Genomic DNA, 22,318 nt, shown 5'->3' on the forward strand with positions numbered 1-22,318 from the left:
TGATGAAGCTAATGTCTATTTTGATTTTGTAATAATAGATCCACCATCATTAGCAAAATCGAGGAGCTCAATAAAAAATGCAATAAGAGGATATAAAGAATTAAATCTAAGAGCAATGAGAACAACAAAAAACAATGGATTAATAGCAACAGCTTCCTGTACACAATTAGTGTATGATGAAGAATTTAAAAAAATAATATTCGATGCAGCTAAAGACAACAAAATATTTTTGAAACAGATTTTTAGAGGATCACAATCACCAGATCATCCGGTGTTGTACAATATATTAGAAACGGAATATCTTAAATTTTATATATTTGAAATAGAGAATTTTAAATTTTAAGGAACCTTTTGGTTCCTTTTTGTTTTTATTATTAATTGAAAAAAATTTCATTAAAAAAGAATAAATAAGTATTAAAGGCTTTAATTAAAATTAGCAGCTATTTTTTCAGTTTTGTATCAAATGTTAAAATGGGTATAATGGGTATGAAGAAAATTTCATAATAAGGGGTGAGTTAATTGAAAGTAGTAAAAGCTGAAGAGGCTATCTCTTTTGTTAATGATGGAGACAGTATAATGATAGGGGGGTTTTTGACAGTAGGAACACCAGAAACATTAATAGATGAATTGATAAAACAGAATAAAAAAAATTTAACAATTATTTGTAACGACACGTCATTTGAAGATAAAGGGATTGGAAGATTAATTTTTCATAAACTTGCAAAAAAAGTAATAACATCTCACATAGGAACAAATAAAGAAACACAAAGACAATATATAGAGAAAGAATTAGAGGTTGAACTTGTCCCGCAGGGCACATTAATTGAACAGATAAGAGCAGGTGGAGTTGGTTTAGGAGGTATATTAACACCAACTGGAATAGGAACAGTTGTAGAAAATGGAAAACAAATTATAGAAATAGATAATAAAAAATATATTCTCGAAAAAGCAATAAAAGGTAAAGTAGCTTTAGTAAAAGCGAAAAGATCAGATCATTTAGGGAATTTGCAATTTGAATTTACGGCTAGAAATTTCAATCCAATTATAGCAATGGCTGCAGAATTAGTGATTGTTGAAGTAGATGAAATAGTTCCAGCTGGTACTTTTGGTCCAGATGATGTCCACTTACCAGGGGCTTTAGTGGATTATGTAGTGATAAGGAGGAATGAAAAATGAATTTAAAAGAAAGAATAGCTAAAAGAGTAGCTAAAGAATTTAAGCCTGGAAATATCGTTAATTTAGGAATAGGTTTGCCAACATTAGTAGCAAACTATGTTCCAAAAGAAATGAATATATTTTTTCATGGAGAAAATGGTGTGTTAGGAATAGGTTCTGAAGTATCAGAAGAATATGCGAATCTCAATTTAACCAATGCAGGAGGTCGATTTATAAATACCTTACCTGGTGCAATGACATTTGATACAGCATTTTCATTTGCTTTAATAAGGGGAGGACATCTTGATTATACAGTATTAGGAGGTCTTCAAGTAGATGAAGAAGGGCATTTGGCAAATTGGATGGTTCCAGGAAAATTAATACCTGGAATGGGTGGAGCAATGGACTTAGTTACAGGAGCAAAAAAGGTTATTATAGCCATGACACATACTACTAAAGGTAAACCAAAAATAGTAAAAAAATGTAATTTGCCATTAACTTCATCGAGAAGAGTAGATTTAATAGTTACAGAATATGCTGTAATAGAACCAACAGATGAAGGATTAGTATTAAAAGAAATTGCTCCAGATATTAAAATAGATGAATTAAAAACAATAACAGAAGCAGAATTAATTATTCCAGAAGATTTAAAAATTATGGAATTATAGGGGGAATGTTTATGAGTGAAAAAGTAATGATAAGAGTAAGAATGAGTTTACACGATGCACATTATGGCGGTAATTTAGTTGATGGCGCAAAAATACTTCAATTATTTGGCGATGTTGCAACTGAATTATTAATCAGACATGATGGAGATGAAGGGTTATTTAAAGCATATGATAATATTGAATTTATAGCTCCAGTATATGCAGGAGATTATATAGAAGCGACAGGTGAAATAGTAAAAGTAGGTAATACATCAAGAAAAATGGTATTTGAAGCAAGAAAAGTTATAGTTCCAAGACCAGATATTTCTGATTCAGCTGCAGATTATCTTGAAGAGCCTATAGTTGTATGTAGAGCAAGTGGAACATGTGTTGTTCCAAAAGATAAGCAAAGGAAGGGGAAATAATGGAAAAGTTAATTATAACAGTTGCATTAACAGGTGCTGAAGTAACAAAAAAGCAACAACCAAACTTACCTGTAACTCCTGATGAGATAGCAGAAGCTGCATATGAATGTTATCTTGCAGGAGCTTCTATAGCTCATGTTCATGCAAGAGATAAAGAAGGAAATCCAACTCAATCATATGAAGTATATAAAGAAATAAAGGAAAAAATAGAAGAAAAATGCAATATAATATTTCAGCCATCAACGGGTGGAGCAGTATATCATACATTTGAACAAAGAAAACAGCCATTAGAATTAAATCCGGAAATGGCAACATTATCTGCAGGAACAACAAATTTCGGAAGAGATATATTTGTTAATTCCGAAGAATATATGGAAAAATTTGCAAAAGAAATGAAAGAAAGAGGAATAAAGCCAGAAATAGAAGTGTTTGAAAGAGGGCATATTGCAAATGCATTAAGATTAGTAAAAAAGGGATTATTAAATACACCTATTCATTTTGATTTCGTAATGGGTGTTCCTGGAGCAATTCCAGGTGAAATAGATGATTTAGTTTATTTAGTAAATCATATACCTCAGGGAAGCACATGGACAGTTGCTGGTATAGGAAGATATGAACTTCCATTAGCTGTACATGCAATATTAATGGGAGGACATGTAAGAGTAGGATTTGAAGACAATATATATTATAAAAAAGGTGAATTAGCAAAATCAAATGCACAATTAGTTGAAAGAATAGTAAGGATAGCAAAAGAATTAGGAAGAGAAATAGCGACACCAGATGAAGCAAGAAAAATATTAAATATAAAAAAATAACGGAGGGATAAAATGAAAAAAGGATGTCCATTTGGAACACATAGAGTAATAGAACCAAAAGGATTATTACCTCAAGCAGCAAAAAAAATTGATAACACAATGGAGATTTATTCAAATGAAATATTAATAGATGTAATTACATTAAATATAGACTCTGCAAGTTTTACTCAGATAAAAGAAGCATGCAATAAAGATACAAGGAAAATGGAAGAAATGATTCTTGATATAGTTAATGAAAGAGGAAAAATGCAAAATCCAGTAACAGGTTCTGGCGGAATGTTAATAGGGACTGTAAAAGAGATAGGACCAGATTTTCCAGATAAATCATTAAAAATTGGAGATAAAATAGCAACATTGGTATCTTTATCTCTTACACCTTTAAAAATTGAAAAGATAAAAAAGATAAATATTGAAAATGATCAGGTAGATATAGATGGAAAAGCTATATTATTTGAAACAGGAATTTATGCAAAATTACCCGATGATATTCCTGAAAAATTGGCTTTAGCAGCACTTGATGTAGCAGGAGCGCCAGCTCAAGTAGCTAAATTAGTAAAAAAAGGAGATACAGTCTGCATCATTGGTGGTGGCGGGAAATCAGGAATATTATGCTCATATCAAGCTATGAAAAATGCAGGAGATACAGGAAAAGTAATAGTTGTAGAGTATTCTGAAGAAAATGCTAAAAGGATTAAAGATATGAATTTAGCCCATGAAGTAATAATAGCAGATGCAACAAAACCTGTGGAAATATATGAAAAAGTATTAAAAGTAACAGATGGAAAATATTGTGACGTAACAATAAATAATGTAAATGTTCCAGATACAGAAATGTCTTCTATATTAATAACAAAAGATGAAGGGGTTGTATATTTCTTCTCAATGGCAACATCATTTACAAAAGCTGCGTTGGGTGCTGAAGGCGTTGGGAAAGATATAACAATGATTATAGGTAATGGTTATACAAAAGGCCATGCTGATTTAACACTTCAAATATTAAGAGATTCAAAAGAAATAAAAGAGTTATTTGAAAAATTATATATATAAATTGGAGGGAATTACTAATGACAAAAAGAAGACATTATAAAGAGATACCATTATGGAAAAATGTCACAGAAGAAGAATGGAATGATTGGCATTGGCAATTAAAAAATAGAATTACAGATGTAGAAACATTAAAACAGGTAATAAATCTAACACCTGAAGAAGAAGAAGGTGTTAGAAATGCGTTAAAAACTTTAAGAATGGCAATTACACCATATTATGCATCATTGATGGATCCAGATAATCCAAAATGTCCTATAAGAAGACAAGCAGTCCCAACATCCAAAGAATTAGTAAGAAACGTATGGGATATGATTGATCCATTGCATGAAGATGAAGATTCACCTGCACCAGGATTAACTCATAGATATCCAGATAGGGTTTTGTTTTTAATTACAGATATGTGTTCAATGTACTGTAGACATTGTACAAGAAGAAGATTTGCCGGACAAACAGATGCTCATAAAAAAATGGAAGACATAAATGCAGCATTGGAATATATAAGAAATACACCACAAGTTAGAGATGTATTATTATCTGGTGGAGACGCTTTAATGGTTGGTATTCCAATGCTTGAATATATATTAAAAGAATTAAGAAAGATACCTCATGTAGAAGTTATTAGAATAGGAACAAGAACACCTGTAGTTTTCCCGCAATTAATAACAGATGAATTAGTAAATATGCTAAAAAAATATCATCCATTATGGGTAAATACACATTTTAATCATCCAAAAGAAATTACACCAGAATCAACAGAAGCATGTAGAAAATTAGCAGATGCAGGAATTCCTTTAGGTAATCAAACAGTATTATTAAGAGGAATAAATGATAGTAAATATATAATGATGGAATTAGTTCATCAATTAGTAAAAATAAGAGTAAGACCATATTATATATATCAATGTGATTTATCTCAAGGAATAGAACATTTCAGAACATCAGTATCTAAAGGATTAGAAATAATGGAATCATTAATTGGTCATACGTCCGGTTTTGCTGTACCATCATTTGTTGTAGATGCACCTGGTGGTGGTGGTAAGATAAGATTAATGCCAAACTATTTAATTTCCCAAAATGAACATACAGTTATTTTGAGAAATTATGAAGGTGTAATAACGACATATCATGAACCTGAAGATACATCATCAGATGTGGATGACACAATATACAGAGAAAAATATAAATGGTATGGAGTTGCAGGATTATTTGACAGTAAAGAAAGAATATCCTTAGAACCAAATCATTTAGAAAGACATGAAAGAGCAAAGTTAAGAGAAAAATATGAACATATAGGTGATAAAAAATGAAATATGAAGAAATAAAATTAAATCAAACATATGAAGTAAAAAGAAAAATTACAGCAAAAATGGTGGAAACATTTGCAGAGATCACAGGCGATAAAAATCCAGTTCATTTAGATGAAGAATTTGCATCAAAAACAATATTCAAAAAAAGAATAGCACATGGAATTCTAAGTGTAGGACTAATTTCTGCTGTTTTAGGAATGGAATTTCCTGGTCCTGGAACAATCTATATGAAACAAGATTCCAAATTCTTAAAACCTATATATCTTGACGAAGAAATTACAATAAAAATTATTGTAAAAGAAAAAATTGAAGAAAAATCCAGATTAATTTTAACAACACAAATAATAAAAGAAGATGGAAAACTTGCAGTTGATGGAGAAGCTCTTGTATTATTTAAAGGAGAATAAAAAGTGGAATTTAAAAGTATATCAATAGTTGGGTTAGAAAAAAACACAGGAAAAACAGAAACATTAAATTATATTATAAAACATTTAGAAAAAAAAATAGGGATAACCTCTATAGGAATAGATGGAGAATCAATAGATCAAGTGACTGCCACGCCAAAACCAGAAATAGAAATAAAGGAAGGAACAATATTTGCAACAGCAGAAAGATTTTATAAACAAAAAAGATTTACCTCTGAAATATTATCAATTGAAGATAATTTAAGAACATCTCTTGGAAGAATCATTATAGCAAAATCTTTAGAAAAAGGGAAAATTATATTAGCAGGGCCACAAAATACAGTTAAAATAAAATCATTAATAGAGAGATTAAAAGAATTTGGAGCAGAAATAGTATTAATAGACGGGGCTTTATCTAGGTTAAGCCCCGCTTCTCCAGTAATAACAGATGCAATGATACTGTCAACAGGAGCAGCTTTAACAATAAATATAAATGAGTTAGTAAAAAAAACAAAGCATATTGTAAATATGATTTTATTAGAAGAAACTGAGTATAAAGAAAAATTAAAAAACTTAGATGATGGAATATATACAATTTCAGATAAAATATTTAAATTACCTATAAAATCATTACTTTCATTTAAAAGTTTAGAAAAACATATACTGGAATATGGGGAAAAAATATATTTAACAGGAGCTTTGACGGAAAATTTCTTGAAATATTTAATAAAACAAAAAGATTTGAAAAATGTAGAAATTATAGTAAAAGATTTCACAAAAATTTTTATATCTCCAGAAACATATAAAATATATATAAAAAAAGGAGGAAAAATAACAGTCTTAAAAAAAACTAAGCTTATAGCAATAACTATAAACCCATATTCTCCAAATGGATATTTCTTAGATTCAAAGGAATTAAAAAATAGACTAAAAAAAGTAATAAATGTACCAATAATAAATGTAAGGGAAGATGAGTTATGCTTGAAATAAATTATCTCTTAAATAAATTAGAAATAATAACCCCTTTAGGGCAGAAATCAGTAAAAAATATAAAGTTCTTTACAAACAACAACCAAATACAAAAGGAATTAGAAAAAATAGAAGAAACAATATCTTTCATAATATCCCAAAAAGAAATAGTAGAAAAAATAAAAAATAATTTAATGTATATAAAAGATATTTCCAAAACTTTGGAAAGATTAACAGGTGATTATATTCTTGATGATATAGAATTGTATGAAATAAAATACTTTTCTATTTATTATGAAAAAATAAGAGAAATGGTACATTTCTCTTATTTAAAATTACCAAATTTAGAAAAAATAATAAGTATATTAGATCCAGACGGAAATAAATTACCAACATTTTATATATATGATTCATACTCAGAACAACTGGCTAAAATAAGAAAAAAAAGAAAAACAGCAATAGAAAAAGAAAAGGAAATATTATACATAAAAGAATTAGAAATTGAAAATAAAATAAGAGAAAAACTATCAATTGAATTAAAAAAATATATAAAAGAATTAAACCAAGCTTTAAAAGATATTTCAGAATTGGATTTTGTATTAGCAAAATCAAAATTGGCAATTGAATATGGTTTTACAAAGCCTGAAATATCTAATCATATAAAATATAAAAAGTTATTCAATCCGTTAATAAAGAATAATTTAGAAAAAGAATATAAAACATATCAACCAATAGATATAGAGTTGTATAATGGAGTTACTTTAATTACTGGGGCAAATATGACAGGTAAAACAGTAATCTTAAGAACATTGGTATTAGCCCAATATTTGTTTCAATATGGTTTTTATGTTCCAGCAAAATATGCTGAACTAAAAGTAGTAAAAAAAATATTCTTAATATCCGGTGATTATCAATCAACATTAAATGGATTATCTTCATATGCTGCAGAAATGCTAAAACTGAATGAAATATTGAAATATATAAAAGAAAAAAATAACGCAATGATATTGTTAGATGAATTAGCAAGAAATACAAATCCACATGAAGGGAAATTAATAGTAAAAAGTGTAATAGAAATATTAAATAAACACAATTCAGTGTCTTTAATAACAACCCACTTTAATAATGTTGCAAGAGAAAAAATTCGAAAATTAAGAATAAAGGGTATAAAAAAAGACAAATTGAAAGAAAACATAACCCCAGAAAACATAACGGAAATCATAGATTATTCTTTAATAGAAGAAAAAAATGAAATAGTACCAGAAGAAGCATTAACAATAGCAAAATTATTAAAAATAGACGATGAATTAATAGAAACAATAGAAAGGCTAAAAAAGGAGGAAATCTTTCATGAGTAAATTAGGATTAGACTTAAAAAAGGTAAAATATGCAAGAGAATTGGCAAAAAAAATTGCTGAAGATGTCCAAAATTTTGTAGATAAAAGATCAACAGTATCTGTTGAAAGAACAATATGTAGATTGCTTGGAATTGATGGTATAGATGAAAATGAAGTTCCTTTACCAAATATAGTAGTTGAGCATATAAAAGAAAATGGATTATTAGAACAAGGGGCAGCATTTTTATTAGGGAATGCAATAATAGAAACTGGATTAACACCACAAGAAATAGCAGAAAAGATTTCCAAAGAAGAATTGGATCTATCAAAAATAAAGGTCTACTCATTAGAAAAATCGCAAGAAGCTATAAAACCATTTGTGGACGAAATGATAAAAAAAATACAAAATAGTAGAAAAAAAAGAAATGAATATTTAGAAAAATTAGGTGAAGGTGCTCAACCCTACCTTTATGTTATAGTTGCTACTGGAAATATATATGAAGATGTTGTCCAGGCACAAGCTGCTGCAAGGCAGGGAGCAGATATTATTGCTGTTATTAGAACAACAGGACAAAGTCTATTGGATTTTGTGCCATATGGCGCAACAACAGAAGGTTTTGGTGGAACATATGCAACACAAGAAAATTTCAGAATAATGAGAAAAACATTAGACGAAGTAGGCGAAGAAGTTGGAAGATACATAAGACTTGTTAATTATGCATCTGGATTGTGTATGCCAGAAATTTCTGCTATGGGGGCTATGGAAAGACTTGACGTAATGTTAAATGATGCACTATATGGAATATTATTTAGAGACATAAATATGAAAAGAACAATAATAGACCAATACTTCTCAAGAGTTATAAATGGATTTTCTGGCATTATAATAAATACCGGAGAAGACAATTATCTAACAACAGCAGATGCATACGAAGAAGCACATACAGTATTAACCTCAGATTTTATTAATGAACAGTTAGCATTGATGGCTGGAATACCAGAAGAACAAATGGGATTGGGACATGCATTTGAAATGAATCCAGATCTTACAAATGGTTTCTTGTATGAACTTGCGCAGGCACAAATGTTAAGAGAAATATTCCCTAAAGCACCGTTGAAATATATGCCGCCAACAAAATATATGACAGGAAATATATTTAAAGGTCATGTTCAGGATGCATTGTTTAATGTAATATCAATTTGGACACATCAGGGTATTCAATTACTTGGAATGCTAACAGAAGCAATACATACACCATTTATGTCAGATAGATATCTATCAATAGAAAATGCTAGATACATATTCAATAATTTAAAAAATCTTGGAGATGAAATAGAATTCAAAAAAGATGGAATTATTCAAAAAAGAGCACAAGAAGTGTTAGATAAATCAATAGAATTATTAGAAAAAATGGTAAAAGATGGATTGTTTGTATCATTATCAAAAGGGACATTTGCAAATATAAAAAGACCAATTGATGGTGGAAAAGGATTAGATGGAGTGTTTGAAAAAGGAGAAAATTACATTAATCCTTTTATTAAAATAATGTTGGAGGCTGAAAGACCATGAGTGGAGGATTATATTCTACAGAGAAAAAAGATTTTGATAAAACATTAAATTTAAAAGCAATAAAACCATATGGAGATACAATGAATGATGGTAAAACACAGCTTAGCTTTACTTTACCAGTTCCAGATGGAGATGAAGCTGTAGAAGCAGCAAAACAATTAATGAAAAAAATGGGGTTTGATGAACCTATGGTAGTTTATCATAAAGAATTAACAAAAGGTTTCACATTTATAATTGCATATGGTAGTTGTACCCATACAGTAGATTATACATCTATTCATGTGCCAAAGGTAGAATCAACAACATGGTCAATGGAAGAAACAGATGAATTTATTAAAAAGAATATAGGAAGAAAAATTAGAGTAATAGGTGCATGTATAGGAACAGATGCACATACTGTTGGTATAGATGCAATAATGAATATGAAAGGTTATGCAGGACATTATGGCTTGGAAAGATACAAAATGTTTGAGACATTAAATATGGGAAGTCAGGTATTATGTGAGGAATTTGTAGCAAAAGCAATAGAATTCAATGCAGATGTATTACTTGTTTCTCAAATAGTTACTCAAAAAAACATACATATAAAAAATCTTACAGAATTAGTAGAATTATTAGAAGCAGAAGGTATAAGAGACAAAGTAATATTAATAGCAGGTGGACCAAGAATAACATATGAATTAGTAAAAGAAATAGGGTATGATGCAGGATTTGGCGCTAACACATATGCGGATGATGTAGCTTCATATATAGCTCAGGAAATGTATAAAAGACAACAAGAAAAAAACCAAGGAGGTAAAAAAGAATGAGATTAGAAGGGAAAGTATGTATAGTAACAGGAGGAGCAAGAGGATTAGGAAAAGCCATGGTAGAAAAATTTGCAAAAGAAGGAGCTAAAAAAGTATATGCATGTGATTTAAATGAAGAAGCATTAAAAGAATTAGAAAAGACATATGAAAATGTGAAAGGTTATAAATTAAGCGTAACGGATAGAAAAGCAATAGAAGAATTTAAAGAAAAAGTAATAAAAGAAGAAGGAAAAGTTGATGTATTAGTAAATAATGCAGGAATAACAAGAGATGCATTAATACAAAAAATGAGTGAAGAAGATTGGGATATGGTAATAGATGTAAACTTAAAAGGTGTATTTAATATGACACAACAATTTGGACCAGAAATGATGAAAGCGGGCAAAGGATCAATAATAAACATATCATCAGTAGTTGGAATATATGGGAACATAGGACAAACAAACTATGCAGCAACAAAGGGTGGAGTAATAGCAATGACAAAAACATGGGCAAAAGAATTTGCAAGAAAAGGAGCACAGGTAAGAGTAAATGCAATAGCCCCAGGATTCATAAAAACACCAATGACAAAAGACTTACCAGAAAAAGTAATAGAATTAGTAAAAAGCAAAACAGTATTACAAAGAATGGGAGAACCAGAAGAAATAGCAAATACAGCGTTATTCTTGGCAAGTGATGAAAGTAGTTTCATAACTGGGCAAGTGATAAGCGTAGATGGGGGATTAGTATTATAAAAATAAAATAGCAAAACAAAAAATAAAAGAATAAAAAAGGGGGAACGGAATGAAGATGGAAAAAGTATATATAGTAGGTGCAAAAAGAACAGCAATAGGAAGTTTTGGAGGGACACTAAAAGACAAAAAAGCAGCGGAATTAGGAGCAGAAGCAATAAAAGGAGCGATAAAACAAGCGGGAATAACACCAGAGCAAATAGATCAAACAATAGTAGGAAACGTATTAATGGCAGGACAGGGAATGGGACCAGCAAGGCAAGCAGAAATATATGCTGGGATACCAGTAGAAAAGCCAGCATACACAGTACACATGGTATGTGGAAGTGGAATGAAAGCGATAATGTTAGGAGCAAATGAAATAAAATTAGGAAATGCAGAAATAATAGTAACAGCAGGAATGGAAAGTATGTCAAATGCTCCTATGTTACTGCCAGCAAAATCAAGATTTGGGTTAAAATTTGGAAACATAGAAATGATAGATCACATGGTATATGATGGATTAACAGATGTTTTTAATCAATATCACATGGGAATAACAGCAGAAAACATAGTAGAAAAATATGGATTAACAAGAGAAGAACAGGACGAATTTGCAGCAATAAGTCAACAAAGAGCAGAAAAAGCAATAAAAGAAGGGAAGTTTAAAGATGAAATAGTACCAATAGAAATAAAAACAAGAAAAGAAACAAAAATATTTGATACAGATGAATATCCAAGATTTGGAACAACTAAAGAAACATTAGCAAAATTAAGACCAGCATTCAAAAAAGATGGAACAGTAACAGCAGGGAACTCATCAGGAATAAACGACGGAGCAAGTGCAATAATAATAGCCTCAGAAACAGCAGTAAAAAAATATGGATTAACCCCATTAGCAGAGATAATAGCATATGAACAGGGAGGCGTTGATCCAAGTATAATGGGAATGGGACCAGTAGCAGCAATAACAAATCTTATAGAAAAAAAAGGAATAAAATTAGAGCAAATGGAATTATTGGAATTAAACGAAGCATTCGCAGCGCAATCATTAGGAGTAATAAAAGAACTTAGTGAAAAATATGGACTTACAAAAGAATGGTTTATGGAAAGAACCAATGTCAATGGAGGAGCAATAGCATTAGGACATCCAATAGGAGCGTCAGGGAACAGGATAACAGTAACTTTATTATACGAAATGAAAAAGAGAAATGTAGAATATGGATTAGCTTCATTATGTATAGGTGGAGGAATGGGAACAGCTATTGTTATTAAAAATTTATAATATAATTAAAACCGGGGTAAAAATAACCCTGGTTTTTTTATTGCATAATATTTTTTACATCTGTTGAAAAATAAAATAAAATATGATAAAATAATAAATGTTATTATTATAATTATATATAAAATATATATAGTTATAATGTTAAAATTTATAAAAAGGGGATGGGAATGTGGAAATAAAAAATGCGAAAATTATGTCAGGGGTTGGAGCAATACTTGAGATTACAGGGCAATTTACTTTAATAGGAATTATATTAAAGCTCATTGGTATACATAAAATTAGTATTGCAGCAAAAGATAAAAGGATATTTAATTATATGTTATGGCCATCTATACTATTATTTGTTATATTTATATTAATTATATTAACAGGAAATATATTTTATTTATCGGTTTCGAAGATAGATATGACAGTTTTAGATGATTGGATGAATTATCAAAACAATTCAGTCTTTGTTAACGAACCGAATTTTTTTGTTAATAATTTTTCATTTCTCCATTTTACAAATATGTTTTTATTATTATTATTGTCAATTGCACTTATGATTGTTCCTATAATATATCAAATAAAATCGTATAACTTAATTAAAGACTGTTTTAAAAATGATAATTTTGACAAAGCAGCTAAATTTTTAAAATGGGGATTAATTTTATCTATAGTTATGGTAGGATTTATATTAATATTTATAGCAAAAATTTTTGCAATAATAGGATATTTCACATTACCAGATGAGTATCCAGAAAATATAACAGATGAAGAACTATGGAAAAGTTATTAAATATAAAAAAATTTTAAGGAGGAGATGAGAATATGGAATTAAAGAAAGAAAAAATATTAGCTGGAGTTGGGCGAATTTTGGGAATGTTTGGACATTTTGGAATTTTAGGTATAATTTTAGAATTAATTGGTGTGTATAAAATTAGTGAAGCGGTTAAAGATAAAAGAATATTTAATTATTTATTATTATCTGAAGTAGTAATATATATAATCTATTTTGTTGGGTTTTTGGGTATATTTGGGTCATTTTTTAGAACAATTATGGAACCAGATATGTATATCATGAGTAATATGCCAAATTTATTTTTAATGCTTGTAATATATATAGCTGCAATGATAATACCAGTTATTTATAAAATAAAAGTATATAATCTAATGGGTGATTATTTTGGAAATGACAATTTTTATAAAGCATCAAAATTTTTATTATGGGGATTAATATTGTCAATAGTTTTAGTTGGATTTATATTAACTTTCGTAGCTAATATATTTGCAATAATAGGATATTTCACATTACCAGATGAGTATCCAGAAAATATAATAAGTGAAAATGATAATGAAAATTATTGAATTAATGAATAATATGAAAAATTATATTTTTAGTAATAAAAAGTTGACATATGAAAAATATAGTGGTATAATATAAATGAAATGTAAAATAATATTTCGGGATGGGGATATTATGTTTAATAATAAAAATAGAAAAATGAATATGATTATAAAAAAGGCTCAGTGTTACTACTGAGCCTTTTTTATTGAAACTTTGAATTAATATATCATTGATATATTAATTTTGTGTTTCATGAAAGTATTTCGAAACAGCAAAGAATAGTAATTATATTATATTAATTATTGGCTAAATTGGAGGGGTGGCATGAGATTAAAATTAATATTTAAATTAAAAGAAAGAAAAATTCCTTTGGATTACAGGCGTTTGTTTCTTAGTTTTATGAAAAACGCATTGATAAAATATGATGAAAGAATTTTTAAAAATTACTATAACAATAATGATCCTATCTTAAAGGATTATACATTTTCCTTATATTTTGGAAGATGTAATTTTAAAGATTCTGTAATATTAGAAAACAATATTATATCTCTGTTCTTTTCGACATATTCATATAAAACGGGGGTTTATTTTTATAATGCATTTCAAAATATAAAATATTATGAATATCCATTAAAAGATAATTCTATGATTTTAAAACAGATAATAAAACTTAATGAAAAAAGTGGGTTAAGGAATGAAATTATAGTAAAAACCATGTCCCCTATAATAATTAGAAATCATACTAAGGAAATAGATGAATATTTTTATTTTGATGAGAAGAATGCAAGTGACATTTTAAAGAGAAATATCATTTATCAATATGAAAGAATTTTTAATGAAAAGAATAAGGATATTGAAATTAAAGTTTTAGATTTAAAGAAAATTACAGTTTTAAATTACCAAAAAAAGTTAAAGGCAAATCTAGGAATTTTTAAATTAATTGGGGATGCAAAAATATTGAATTTTCTATATAAAACAGGCATAGGTAGTAAAAAAAGCTCAGGTTTTGGTATGGTAAAAATTATATAGAGGTGATTTGAATGGGAAAAAATAGAAAAATAAAATTAAAATTATCAGATTGGTTGTATAATGCAGGTATAGTTGGAATAATTAATATTCTTGGTAATGAGAATGTTCGATATAGGAGGAATAATGAAAATATAGATCTTGAATTTGATGAAATTGAAATAGATTTGAATAATTTTGAGAACTTTAAAGAAAAATATTTTAATTATTTTATAAAAACATATAAAAATTTGAGTTGGTACAAATTGGTTTCTTATAAAGGATACATATTAAATAAAAAAAATGAAAAGGAATTTTCCCAAGAAGATCTTGAAATTATAAATAAAATTATTGATCAGTTTAAAAAAGATTTAAAAAAATCGAGCTTTAAGAGTGCTTATGAATTGATTTATCAAGAATTACCATATAATATAAATGTTTTAGAAGAAATAAAAAATCTAAAAAAAATAAAAAAGATAGAAAAAAAAGAAGAATTTTACAAAAACCTTGAAATATTGGAGAAATTAATTAGTTTTTTAGACGAACCGATATCAAAAAAATATATAGCAGCGAAAAATGTAATGTATACAGTAATTAAAAATGCTTGGGAAGGTGTTAGCTTTTTAAATCCCCAAACTAAAGAAAAAAATATGTATAAAGACTATAAAAATTATTTTTTAGAGCCATTGAAAGAGTATATAAGTGTAGAAGATAAAACAAATTATAAATATAGATGTTTTTCATGTGGTAATCGAATAAAAAATCTGTCTGATAGTCTAACTTTTTTAAAAAACATTGGATTTGATGATGCAAGAAAGCCTTCAAATGTTTGGGATTTTATAAATGATATTTATATATGTCCTATATGCAAGTTAGTTTATTCATGTGTTCCTGCAGGGTTTACATATGTTTTTGATAAAGGAGTATTTGTTAATTTAAATCACTCAGTTGAGGATATATATAAAATAAATAAAAGAATAATTTTAGAAATATACAATAGAACTGAACATCAGGACATTAACTTTAGTTATAAGGTAATATTAGATTCTATATATGAAAATCTTAATAATTCTATAAAATATGAATATTCAGATATCCAGATAGTTAAGTTGAATAATACGAAATATACATTTAACATTTTATCTAAAAACATATTATTAGTATTAGGTAAATCTAAAGAAATATTAAATAATTTAATTAATAACTATTATTTTCCAACAAAAAAAGGAGATTATAATGACAAAATATCATTATATGAAGAAGTAATTTTTAGAGTAATGAACAATATAGAATTATATAGTTTTATAAATAAATTAATGCGAATAAAAATTTCTGATAAAACAAACGGTTATTATAATGTTAAAAGCATTATGAATATAATAAAAATAAATTTAGAATATTTAAAAGAGGTGAAAGGTATGAAAGATTTTACTGAAAGCAAAGTACAACAATCTAATTATCATGGGTATTTATTACGTAAAGCTTATGAAGGTAAAGGTAGTGAACACAAATTATCTGGTATATCTTATAGGTTATTAAATGCGCTTAAAGTAAATAACAAAGATAGTTTTTTGGACACATTGTTAAATTGTTATTTATATGTAGACAAACCAGTTCCTAAAATTATTATAGAATCTCTTGAAAATGTTGATGAATTTAAAACAATAGGATATTCTTTTGTTGCAGGTTTATTTGGAAAAAATAATGAAGAGAAAGGGGATGAAAATAATGAATAAAAAAGGATTAACATTAACAATTATTTTTGAAGCTGAAAGTGCGAATTATGGTGAAGGAATAGGCAATGTTACAGCATTAAAAAAATTATCTAGAGGGAATGGACAATTTACATATGTTTCTAGGCAGGCATTAAGATATAATATAGTTGAACAATTGTCAGAAGAATTATCACCTGTTGAAGCTCAGGGAAGTGGAGATAAAAAAGTAATACAATATCACCCTGATGCAACAATAGAAAAATATCCAGAGATAGATTTTTTTGGATATATGAAAACTAAAAAAGGAGAGGGAAGTATAACTAGAGACGCAAAGGTTAGATTATCAAATGCTATATCTTTAGAGGAATTCAATGGAGATCTTGATTTTTTAACAAATAAAGGTTTAGCCGATAGGATTGGTGAGAACATGAACATTGCTCAATCTGAAATTCATAGATCATACTATAGATATACTATTAATATAGACCTTGATGAAATAGGGGTAGATGAAAATGAAAATATTAATTTGCCTAAGGAGGAAAAAAGTAGAAGAATAGAGAAATTACTTGACACAATAGCATTTTTGTATAGAGATATTAAGGGGAGAAGAGAAGACTTAAAACCACTTTTTGCAATAGGTGGAGTGTATGACATAAAAAATCCATTCTTTCAAAACGTTGTTGAAGTAAAGGGAAATCGAATAAAAATAGATCTATTACAATCTGTTTTAGAATATGAACATGTAAAAGAAAATACAATATGTGGAATAGTAAAAGGAAAATTTTCAAATGAAAGTGAAATAATTGAAAAATTAAATGCAATTTCTATACCAGAATTATTTAAAAATTTAAAAGAGAGGGTTAAAAATTACTATGAAGGCAATTAAATTAAAAATAGAACAAGAAACTGCAAATTATAAAATTCCTACAAGTTTTGGGTTAAGGGAGACTTATCCTCTCCCTCCTTATTCAACTGTTATTGGAATGGTTCATAAATTATGTGATTTTAAAGAATATCACGATATGGAAATAAGTATTTCGGGAAAATATTTTTCTAAAGTTAATGACTTATATACTCGATATGAGTTTAAACCTGGAATGAAATTTGAAAAAGGGAGACATCAATTGAAAATTGATGATTATAATTATGGGATAACAAAAGGAATAGCAACAGCAGAATTACTTGTTAATATAGAATTATTAATTCACATAGCCCCTAAAGATGAGAGTACAATTAATGTAATATATGATGCATTTAAATATCCAAGAGAATATCCATCTCTTGGAAGAAGAGAAGATCTTGCTATAATAAAGAAAGTTGAAATTATAGAATTTGAAAAAAAGATATTAAAAAGGAGTATAAGAAAAGATTACTCTTACTATATACCTTTGAATTATTTAAATGGATTGAAATTTAGAAATAAATTATCTGGAGTGAAAATAACAGGAACTAAATATATTTTAAATAAAAATTATAAACTTGAAAAAGTAGGTAAAGGTAAGAATACCAAAATTTTTAGAAACTGGAATAAAGTTGAGGTTTTATATAATTCTAATATAAGCGCTTTAAAAAATCATGAATTTTTTATTGATGAAAAAGAAGATATATTATTTTTAGCTTGAAGGTGATTTTATGTGTTTTTTAGCAAAATCTAATCCAGAAGAAACTATTCAAGAGCATACAGATAAATTATTAAATCAATTAGAAAAATTGAAAAAAACTTATCCCAGTATAGATGTAAATTGGGACTTGCTAAGATATGCATGTTTATACCATGATATAGGAAAAATAAATATTTATTTTCAAGAAAAATTGAAAAACAATAAGAGAAATAGTAAAGAAATCCCTCATTCGCTTTTGAGTATATTGTTTTTAGATCCTGAAGAATTAAGTAATTATTTTGATGATTCAGATATTCAAATATTATATCAAGCAATAGCTTATCACCATGAAAGAGATTTCTCAGAATATTTAAATGGTACAATAGAAGAAGAGTATGATAATTTAAGAGAACAATTAAAAAAATTTAATTATGATAAATTACCAAATTTAAAATTATCAGATTATATTGATGATTATTATTTCTCATTAGGAGATAGAATTTATAAAGAAAATCAAGAATTGTTTAAAAAATATGTATTAACAAAAGGGTTTTTAAATCGAATAGATTATGCTGCAAGTGCAGGAGTAGATGTTGAAATAAAAAATGATTTTTTAATAGAAAATTTAAATCAACTGGGTTATACATGGAATGATTTGCAAAAATTTATGATTCAACATAGAGAGGAAAATGTAATAGCAGTTGCTCAAACAGGAATGGGAAAAACCGAAGCGGGTTTGTTATGGATAGGAAACAAAAAAGGTTTTTATACTTTGCCTTTAAAGGTTGCTATAAATGCAATTTATGATAGAATTACAGAAAAAATTTTAAAAGGTAATAATATTAATAAAGTTGGAATTTTGCATTCAGACACCTACTCAGAATACTTGAAAAGAGAAAAAAATTTTGATGATATTGATATTAATTATTATTTTTCTGCAACAAGACAATTTTCTTTAGCCCTGACAGTTACAACATTAGATCAACTATTCGATATAGTATATGGTTATAAAGGTTTTGAAATTAAATTAGCTACACTTTCTTATTCTAAAATAGTATTAGATGAAGTTCAAATGTATTCACCAGATTTATTAGCGTACTTAATAATAGGGCTTAAAATAATCACTAAATTTGGAGGTAAATTTTCAATATTAACAGCTACACTTCCAAATATATTAATAGATGAATTAAAGAAACAAAAAATCAATTTTATAATGCCGCAAAAAGAATTTATAAATGATGAAATTAGGCATAGCATGAAAGTTATAAAAGAAAAAATCAATGCAGAGTTTATTTATAAAAAATACAATAATCAAAGAATACTTGTTATATGTAATACAGTAAAGCAAGCTCAAGAATTATATTTAGAATTATTAAATATAGGAATTGAAAAAAGTGAAATAAATTTATTGCATTCAAAATTTATAAAAAAGGATAGAGAAAAAAAAGAAATTGAAATTCAAAAAATGGGGAATAATTATAATTCCAAAGGAATTTGGATTTCAACACAAATAGTAGAAGCTTCTTTAGACATAGATTTTGACCTATTGATAACTGAATTATCCGATTTAAATAGTTTATTTCAAAGGATGGGAAGGGTATATAGAAAAAGATATTGGAAAGAAGAAGGATATAATATTTATGTTTTTATCGGAGATGAAAATGAAAAATGTTCTGGAGTAGGTAATGTAATTGATAAAGATATTTTTGAACTTTCAAAAAATAAAGTAAAAAGTATAGATGGAATATTGACAGAAGAAGAAAAAATAAAATTGATAAATTCAACATATACTTATGATAATTTGAAAAATACGAAATATTATAATGTTTTAAAAACAACTTTAGATTATGTGAATACATTTGATTTATATGAGTTAGAAAAAAAAGAAGTAAGAAAAAGATTTAGAAATATTGATAATACGCTTATAATTCCAGAACCCATTTTCAATGAAAATAAAAATATTATTGAAAAACTTATAAATGAATATAATGATAGTATTAAGGACAAAAAAGAAAAATATTTAATAAAAAATGAAATCCTTAAATATACTACAACAATTCTTTTTAGAACGTTAAACAAAATAGGTGAGGTAAAGATTAATAAACATGAAAAAATATTTATTCATAAATGCAATTATTCCTGTGAAGTAGGTATAACTGAATTAAAAGATATAAAAAATGAAAATAAAAAGTTTGATAATATTTTTTAAGGTGAATCTATGGTTACGGGAATAGAATTTTATTATTATTTCGTTTGCAAACGAAAACTGTGGTTTTTTACACATGGGATATCAATGGAAGATGAAAATGAAGATGTAAAAATAGGAAAATTAATAGAAGAGAATTATTATAAGAATTCTCAAAAAAATATTATGATAAATGAAGAAATAAATATAGATTATATTAAGAAAAAAAATGTTCTTCATGAAATAAAAAAATCTCAATCTTTAGAAGAAGCAAGTATATGGCAATTAAAATATTATATATATTATTTGAACAAACGTGGAGTTAATATAAAATATGGAATAATTGACTATCCAAAAATAAAAAAAAGAATAAAAATTGAATATAATTTAGAAGATGAAAAAATAATAGAAAAAGTGTTAATAGACATTAATAATATAAAAGAAAGTAGAAATCTCCCTAAAAAAATAGACAATAAAATTTGTAAAAAATGTGCATATTACGAATTTTGTTATATTTAAAAAGAATATGAAAAAGACAATATATATATTTTCAAGCGGTAAATTGCAAAGAAAAGATAATAGTTTAATATTAATAAATAAAAATGGGAAATCCTATATTCCTATAGAAGTTGTTAGTGATATGTATGTTTTTGGCGAGATAACTATTAATTCATCATTACTGAATTTTTTATCCCAAAAGAATATTCTTATTCACTTTTTTAACTATTATGGTTTTTATACAGGAACCTTTTATCCCAAAGAAACTAAAATAGCAGGGAAGATATTAGTAGCACAAGTAAAGCATTATTTGGATAAAGATTTAAGATTAGATATAGCAAAAAGGATTATAAATTCAGCATCGTATAATATATTCCGTAATTTAAGATATTATAACGGTAGAAATAAAAATTTAGAGAAAGAATTAAAAATAATAGAAAAACTTAGATTAGAAATAGATAATCAAAATACAATAAGTTCTTTAATGGGAATAGAGGGAAATATTAGAGAAAATTATTACACTTCGTGGAATAAAATAGTTGATTATAAATTTGAAAAAAGAATAAAAAAACCGCCAGATAATATAATAAATACTTTGATATCATTTGTAAATTCACTTATTTATACAACTACATTATCTGAAATATATAAAACTTACTTAAATCCAACAATTAGTTTTTTACATGAACCTGGAGAAAGAAGATTTTCGTTAAGTTTAGACATATCAGAAATATTTAAACCATTAATAGTTGATAGAATGATTTTTACATTATTAAATAAAAAAATGATAACAGAAAAAGATTTTTTGGAAAAGTTAAATGGGTTGTATTTAAAAGAATCAGCAAGAAAAATAATTTTAAAAGAATATGATGAAAGATTAAATAGAAAAATTTTTCATAAAGAATTAAAGAAAAATGTGTCCTATAAATTCTTGATAAGGTTAGAGTGTTATAAAATAATAAAACATCTATTAAAAGATAAAGAATATGAAGGTTTTAAATTATGGTGGTGAAAAAATGTATATTATACTTGTTTATGATATAAAATTTGATAAGGATGGTGTAGGACAGAAAATATTACCCAAAGTATTTAAAATATGTAAAAAGTATTTGTATCACATACAAAATTCTGTATTTGAAGGGGAATTAACAAAATCTGAAATTTTTAAGTTAAAAAAAGAATTAGAAGAGGTTATTAGAAAAGATGAAGATTCAATTATAGTATTTCAGAGCAGAAATGAAAGATGGTTAAATAAGAATTTTTGGGGTGTTGTAGAAGATAAAACTTCAAATTTTTTATAATGTCGATAAGAGATTTTAATAAAAATGTGTTGTATCGACAATTTCTAAAATTCTTTTGGTGTGAATAATTTTAGAAATTGATAAAATTATAAAGAAATTTTTTAAAAAATAAAGCAGTTATCGACAATTAAAATGTTTAAAAATAGCTATTTAAAATATTTCTAAATTAAATTGGTTTTTAATCATCCATATTGGAATGTAAATTT

At 26.7% G+C, this 22,318-nt stretch carries 23 protein-coding genes and 1 pseudogene; all 24 read left to right on the forward strand.

The window, feature by feature from the left end; genetic code table 11:
• Positions 1-343 (forward strand): annotated as a pseudogene (locus BUA62_RS09005) (class I SAM-dependent rRNA methyltransferase); the annotation flags it as partial.
• A gap of 176 nt (positions 344-519) precedes the next feature.
• Positions 520-1,176, forward strand: coding sequence for a CoA transferase subunit A (locus BUA62_RS09010; protein ID WP_072865601.1), 657 nt, complete (start codon positions 520-522; stop codon positions 1,174-1,176).
• Complete coding sequence (locus BUA62_RS09015) at positions 1,173-1,823, forward strand: 3-oxoacid CoA-transferase subunit B (protein WP_072865603.1); 651 nt, start codon at positions 1,173-1,175, stop codon at positions 1,821-1,823. The genes BUA62_RS09010 and BUA62_RS09015 overlap by 4 nt, the downstream gene beginning before the upstream one ends.
• A gap of 11 nt (positions 1,824-1,834) precedes the next feature.
• Positions 1,835-2,227, forward strand: coding sequence for a 3-aminobutyryl-CoA ammonia lyase (gene kal, locus BUA62_RS09020; protein WP_072865606.1), 393 nt, complete (start codon positions 1,835-1,837; stop codon positions 2,225-2,227).
• Positions 2,227-3,042 carry a 3-keto-5-aminohexanoate cleavage enzyme gene (gene kce / locus BUA62_RS09025; RefSeq protein ID WP_072865608.1) on the forward strand — a complete coding sequence of 272 codons (816 nt, stop codon included), beginning with the start codon at positions 2,227-2,229 and terminating at the stop codon, positions 3,040-3,042. The genes kal and kce overlap by 1 nt, the downstream gene beginning before the upstream one ends.
• Before the next feature lie 12 nt (positions 3,043-3,054).
• Positions 3,055-4,089: an L-erythro-3,5-diaminohexanoate dehydrogenase gene (gene kdd / locus BUA62_RS09030; protein ID WP_072865610.1), complete on the forward strand. Its 1,035-nt coding sequence runs from the start codon at positions 3,055-3,057 to the stop codon at positions 4,087-4,089.
• A 17-nt stretch (positions 4,090-4,106) separates the two neighbouring features.
• Complete coding sequence (gene kamA / locus BUA62_RS09035) at positions 4,107-5,396, forward strand: lysine 2,3-aminomutase (RefSeq protein ID WP_072865612.1); 1,290 nt, start codon at positions 4,107-4,109, stop codon at positions 5,394-5,396.
• The gene (locus BUA62_RS09040) at positions 5,393-5,803 is read left to right on the forward strand and encodes a MaoC family dehydratase (protein WP_072865613.1); all 411 of its coding nucleotides are present in this window, start codon (positions 5,393-5,395) and stop codon (positions 5,801-5,803) included. Before kamA ends, BUA62_RS09040 begins: the two co-directional genes overlap by 4 nt.
• Before the next feature lie 3 nt (positions 5,804-5,806).
• A complete protein-coding gene (kamB, locus tag BUA62_RS09045) occupies positions 5,807-6,790 on the forward strand; it encodes a lysine 5,6-aminomutase reactivase subunit KamB (protein WP_072865615.1) in 984 nt (327 codons plus the stop codon).
• Positions 6,778-8,127 carry a lysine 5,6-aminomutase reactivase ATPase KamC gene (gene kamC / locus BUA62_RS09050; protein WP_072865617.1) on the forward strand — a complete coding sequence of 450 codons (1,350 nt, stop codon included), beginning with the start codon at positions 6,778-6,780 and terminating at the stop codon, positions 8,125-8,127. Before kamB ends, kamC begins: the two co-directional genes overlap by 13 nt.
• Positions 8,120-9,676, forward strand: coding sequence for a lysine 5,6-aminomutase subunit alpha (gene kamD / locus BUA62_RS09055; RefSeq protein ID WP_072865619.1), 1,557 nt, complete (start codon positions 8,120-8,122; stop codon positions 9,674-9,676). The genes kamC and kamD overlap by 8 nt, the downstream gene beginning before the upstream one ends.
• On the forward strand, positions 9,673-10,485 hold the full coding sequence (gene kamE, locus BUA62_RS09060; RefSeq protein ID WP_072865621.1) for a lysine 5,6-aminomutase subunit beta: 813 nt from the start codon (positions 9,673-9,675) through the stop codon (positions 10,483-10,485). The genes kamD and kamE overlap by 4 nt, the downstream gene beginning before the upstream one ends.
• Positions 10,482-11,219, forward strand: coding sequence for a 3-oxoacyl-[acyl-carrier-protein] reductase (fabG, locus tag BUA62_RS09065; protein ID WP_072865623.1), 738 nt, complete (start codon positions 10,482-10,484; stop codon positions 11,217-11,219). Before kamE ends, fabG begins: the two co-directional genes overlap by 4 nt.
• A 55-nt stretch (positions 11,220-11,274) precedes the next feature.
• A complete protein-coding gene (locus BUA62_RS09070) occupies positions 11,275-12,480 on the forward strand; it encodes an acetyl-CoA C-acetyltransferase (protein WP_072865641.1) in 1,206 nt (401 codons plus the stop codon).
• A 169-nt stretch (positions 12,481-12,649) separates the two neighbouring features.
• Positions 12,650-13,258, forward strand: a complete 609-nt coding sequence (locus tag BUA62_RS09075) for a DUF996 domain-containing protein (RefSeq protein ID WP_072865625.1) — start codon at positions 12,650-12,652, stop codon at positions 13,256-13,258.
• A gap of 32 nt (positions 13,259-13,290) precedes the next feature.
• The gene (locus BUA62_RS09080; RefSeq protein WP_072865627.1) at positions 13,291-13,827 is read left to right on the forward strand and encodes a DUF996 domain-containing protein; all 537 of its coding nucleotides are present in this window, start codon (positions 13,291-13,293) and stop codon (positions 13,825-13,827) included.
• 304 nt (positions 13,828-14,131) lie between these two features.
• The gene (cas6, locus tag BUA62_RS09085; RefSeq protein ID WP_072865629.1) at positions 14,132-14,836 is read left to right on the forward strand and encodes a CRISPR-associated endoribonuclease Cas6; all 705 of its coding nucleotides are present in this window, start codon (positions 14,132-14,134) and stop codon (positions 14,834-14,836) included.
• An 11-nt stretch (positions 14,837-14,847) separates the two neighbouring features.
• On the forward strand, positions 14,848-16,548 hold the full coding sequence (cas8a1, locus tag BUA62_RS09090) for a type I-B CRISPR-associated protein Cas8b1/Cst1 (protein WP_072865631.1): 1,701 nt from the start codon (positions 14,848-14,850) through the stop codon (positions 16,546-16,548).
• Positions 16,541-17,413 carry a type I-B CRISPR-associated protein Cas7/Cst2/DevR gene (cas7i, locus tag BUA62_RS09095; RefSeq protein ID WP_143148361.1) on the forward strand — a complete coding sequence of 291 codons (873 nt, stop codon included), beginning with the start codon at positions 16,541-16,543 and terminating at the stop codon, positions 17,411-17,413. Before cas8a1 ends, cas7i begins: the two co-directional genes overlap by 8 nt.
• Entirely contained in the window at positions 17,400-18,149 is a 750-nt protein-coding gene (cas5b, locus tag BUA62_RS09100) for a type I-B CRISPR-associated protein Cas5b (RefSeq protein ID WP_072865633.1), read from the forward strand. Before cas7i ends, cas5b begins: the two co-directional genes overlap by 14 nt.
• A 10-nt stretch (positions 18,150-18,159) precedes the next feature.
• Complete coding sequence (locus tag BUA62_RS09105; protein WP_072865635.1) at positions 18,160-20,337, forward strand: CRISPR-associated helicase/endonuclease Cas3; 2,178 nt, start codon at positions 18,160-18,162, stop codon at positions 20,335-20,337.
• 9 nt (positions 20,338-20,346) lie between these two features.
• On the forward strand, positions 20,347-20,832 hold the full coding sequence (gene cas4 / locus BUA62_RS09110; RefSeq protein WP_072865637.1) for a CRISPR-associated protein Cas4: 486 nt from the start codon (positions 20,347-20,349) through the stop codon (positions 20,830-20,832).
• Positions 20,833-20,839: 7 nt separating this feature from the next.
• The gene (gene cas1b, locus BUA62_RS09115; protein WP_072865645.1) at positions 20,840-21,823 is read left to right on the forward strand and encodes a type I-B CRISPR-associated endonuclease Cas1b; all 984 of its coding nucleotides are present in this window, start codon (positions 20,840-20,842) and stop codon (positions 21,821-21,823) included.
• A 4-nt stretch (positions 21,824-21,827) separates the two neighbouring features.
• Entirely contained in the window at positions 21,828-22,112 is a 285-nt protein-coding gene (cas2, locus tag BUA62_RS09120) for a CRISPR-associated endonuclease Cas2 (protein WP_072865639.1), read from the forward strand.
• Positions 22,113-22,318: the final 206 nt, after the last annotated feature.

It is taken from the genome of Marinitoga hydrogenitolerans DSM 16785 (assembly GCF_900129175.1).
Classification (GTDB): Bacteria; Thermotogota; Thermotogae; order Petrotogales; family Petrotogaceae; genus Marinitoga; species Marinitoga hydrogenitolerans.

Coding starts and splice junctions, on each gene's coding strand:
- BUA62_RS09015 (WP_072865603.1), top strand. CDS start 1,173: ATGAATTTAAAAGAAAGAATAGCTAAAAGAGTAGCTAAAGAATTTAAG.
- kal (WP_072865606.1), top strand. CDS start 1,835: ATGAGTGAAAAAGTAATGATAAGAGTAAGAATGAGTTTACACGATGCA.
- kce (WP_072865608.1), top strand. CDS start 2,227: ATGGAAAAGTTAATTATAACAGTTGCATTAACAGGTGCTGAAGTAACA.
- kdd (WP_072865610.1), top strand. CDS start 3,055: ATGAAAAAAGGATGTCCATTTGGAACACATAGAGTAATAGAACCAAAA.
- kamA (WP_072865612.1), top strand. CDS start 4,107: ATGACAAAAAGAAGACATTATAAAGAGATACCATTATGGAAAAATGTC.
- BUA62_RS09040 (WP_072865613.1), top strand. CDS start 5,393: ATGAAATATGAAGAAATAAAATTAAATCAAACATATGAAGTAAAAAGA.
- kamC (WP_072865617.1), top strand. CDS start 6,778: ATGCTTGAAATAAATTATCTCTTAAATAAATTAGAAATAATAACCCCT.
- kamD (WP_072865619.1), top strand. CDS start 8,120: ATGAGTAAATTAGGATTAGACTTAAAAAAGGTAAAATATGCAAGAGAA.
- kamE (WP_072865621.1), top strand. CDS start 9,673: ATGAGTGGAGGATTATATTCTACAGAGAAAAAAGATTTTGATAAAACA.
- fabG (WP_072865623.1), top strand. CDS start 10,482: ATGAGATTAGAAGGGAAAGTATGTATAGTAACAGGAGGAGCAAGAGGA.
- BUA62_RS09070 (WP_072865641.1), top strand. CDS start 11,275: ATGGAAAAAGTATATATAGTAGGTGCAAAAAGAACAGCAATAGGAAGT.
- BUA62_RS09080 (WP_072865627.1), top strand. CDS start 13,291: ATGGAATTAAAGAAAGAAAAAATATTAGCTGGAGTTGGGCGAATTTTG.
- cas6 (WP_072865629.1), top strand. CDS start 14,132: ATGAGATTAAAATTAATATTTAAATTAAAAGAAAGAAAAATTCCTTTG.
- cas8a1 (WP_072865631.1), top strand. CDS start 14,848: ATGGGAAAAAATAGAAAAATAAAATTAAAATTATCAGATTGGTTGTAT.
- cas7i (WP_143148361.1), top strand. CDS start 16,541: ATGAATAAAAAAGGATTAACATTAACAATTATTTTTGAAGCTGAAAGT.
- cas5b (WP_072865633.1), top strand. CDS start 17,400: ATGAAGGCAATTAAATTAAAAATAGAACAAGAAACTGCAAATTATAAA.
- BUA62_RS09105 (WP_072865635.1), top strand. CDS start 18,160: ATGTGTTTTTTAGCAAAATCTAATCCAGAAGAAACTATTCAAGAGCAT.
- cas4 (WP_072865637.1), top strand. CDS start 20,347: ATGGTTACGGGAATAGAATTTTATTATTATTTCGTTTGCAAACGAAAA.
- cas1b (WP_072865645.1), top strand. CDS start 20,840: ATGAAAAAGACAATATATATATTTTCAAGCGGTAAATTGCAAAGAAAA.
- cas2 (WP_072865639.1), top strand. CDS start 21,828: ATGTATATTATACTTGTTTATGATATAAAATTTGATAAGGATGGTGTA.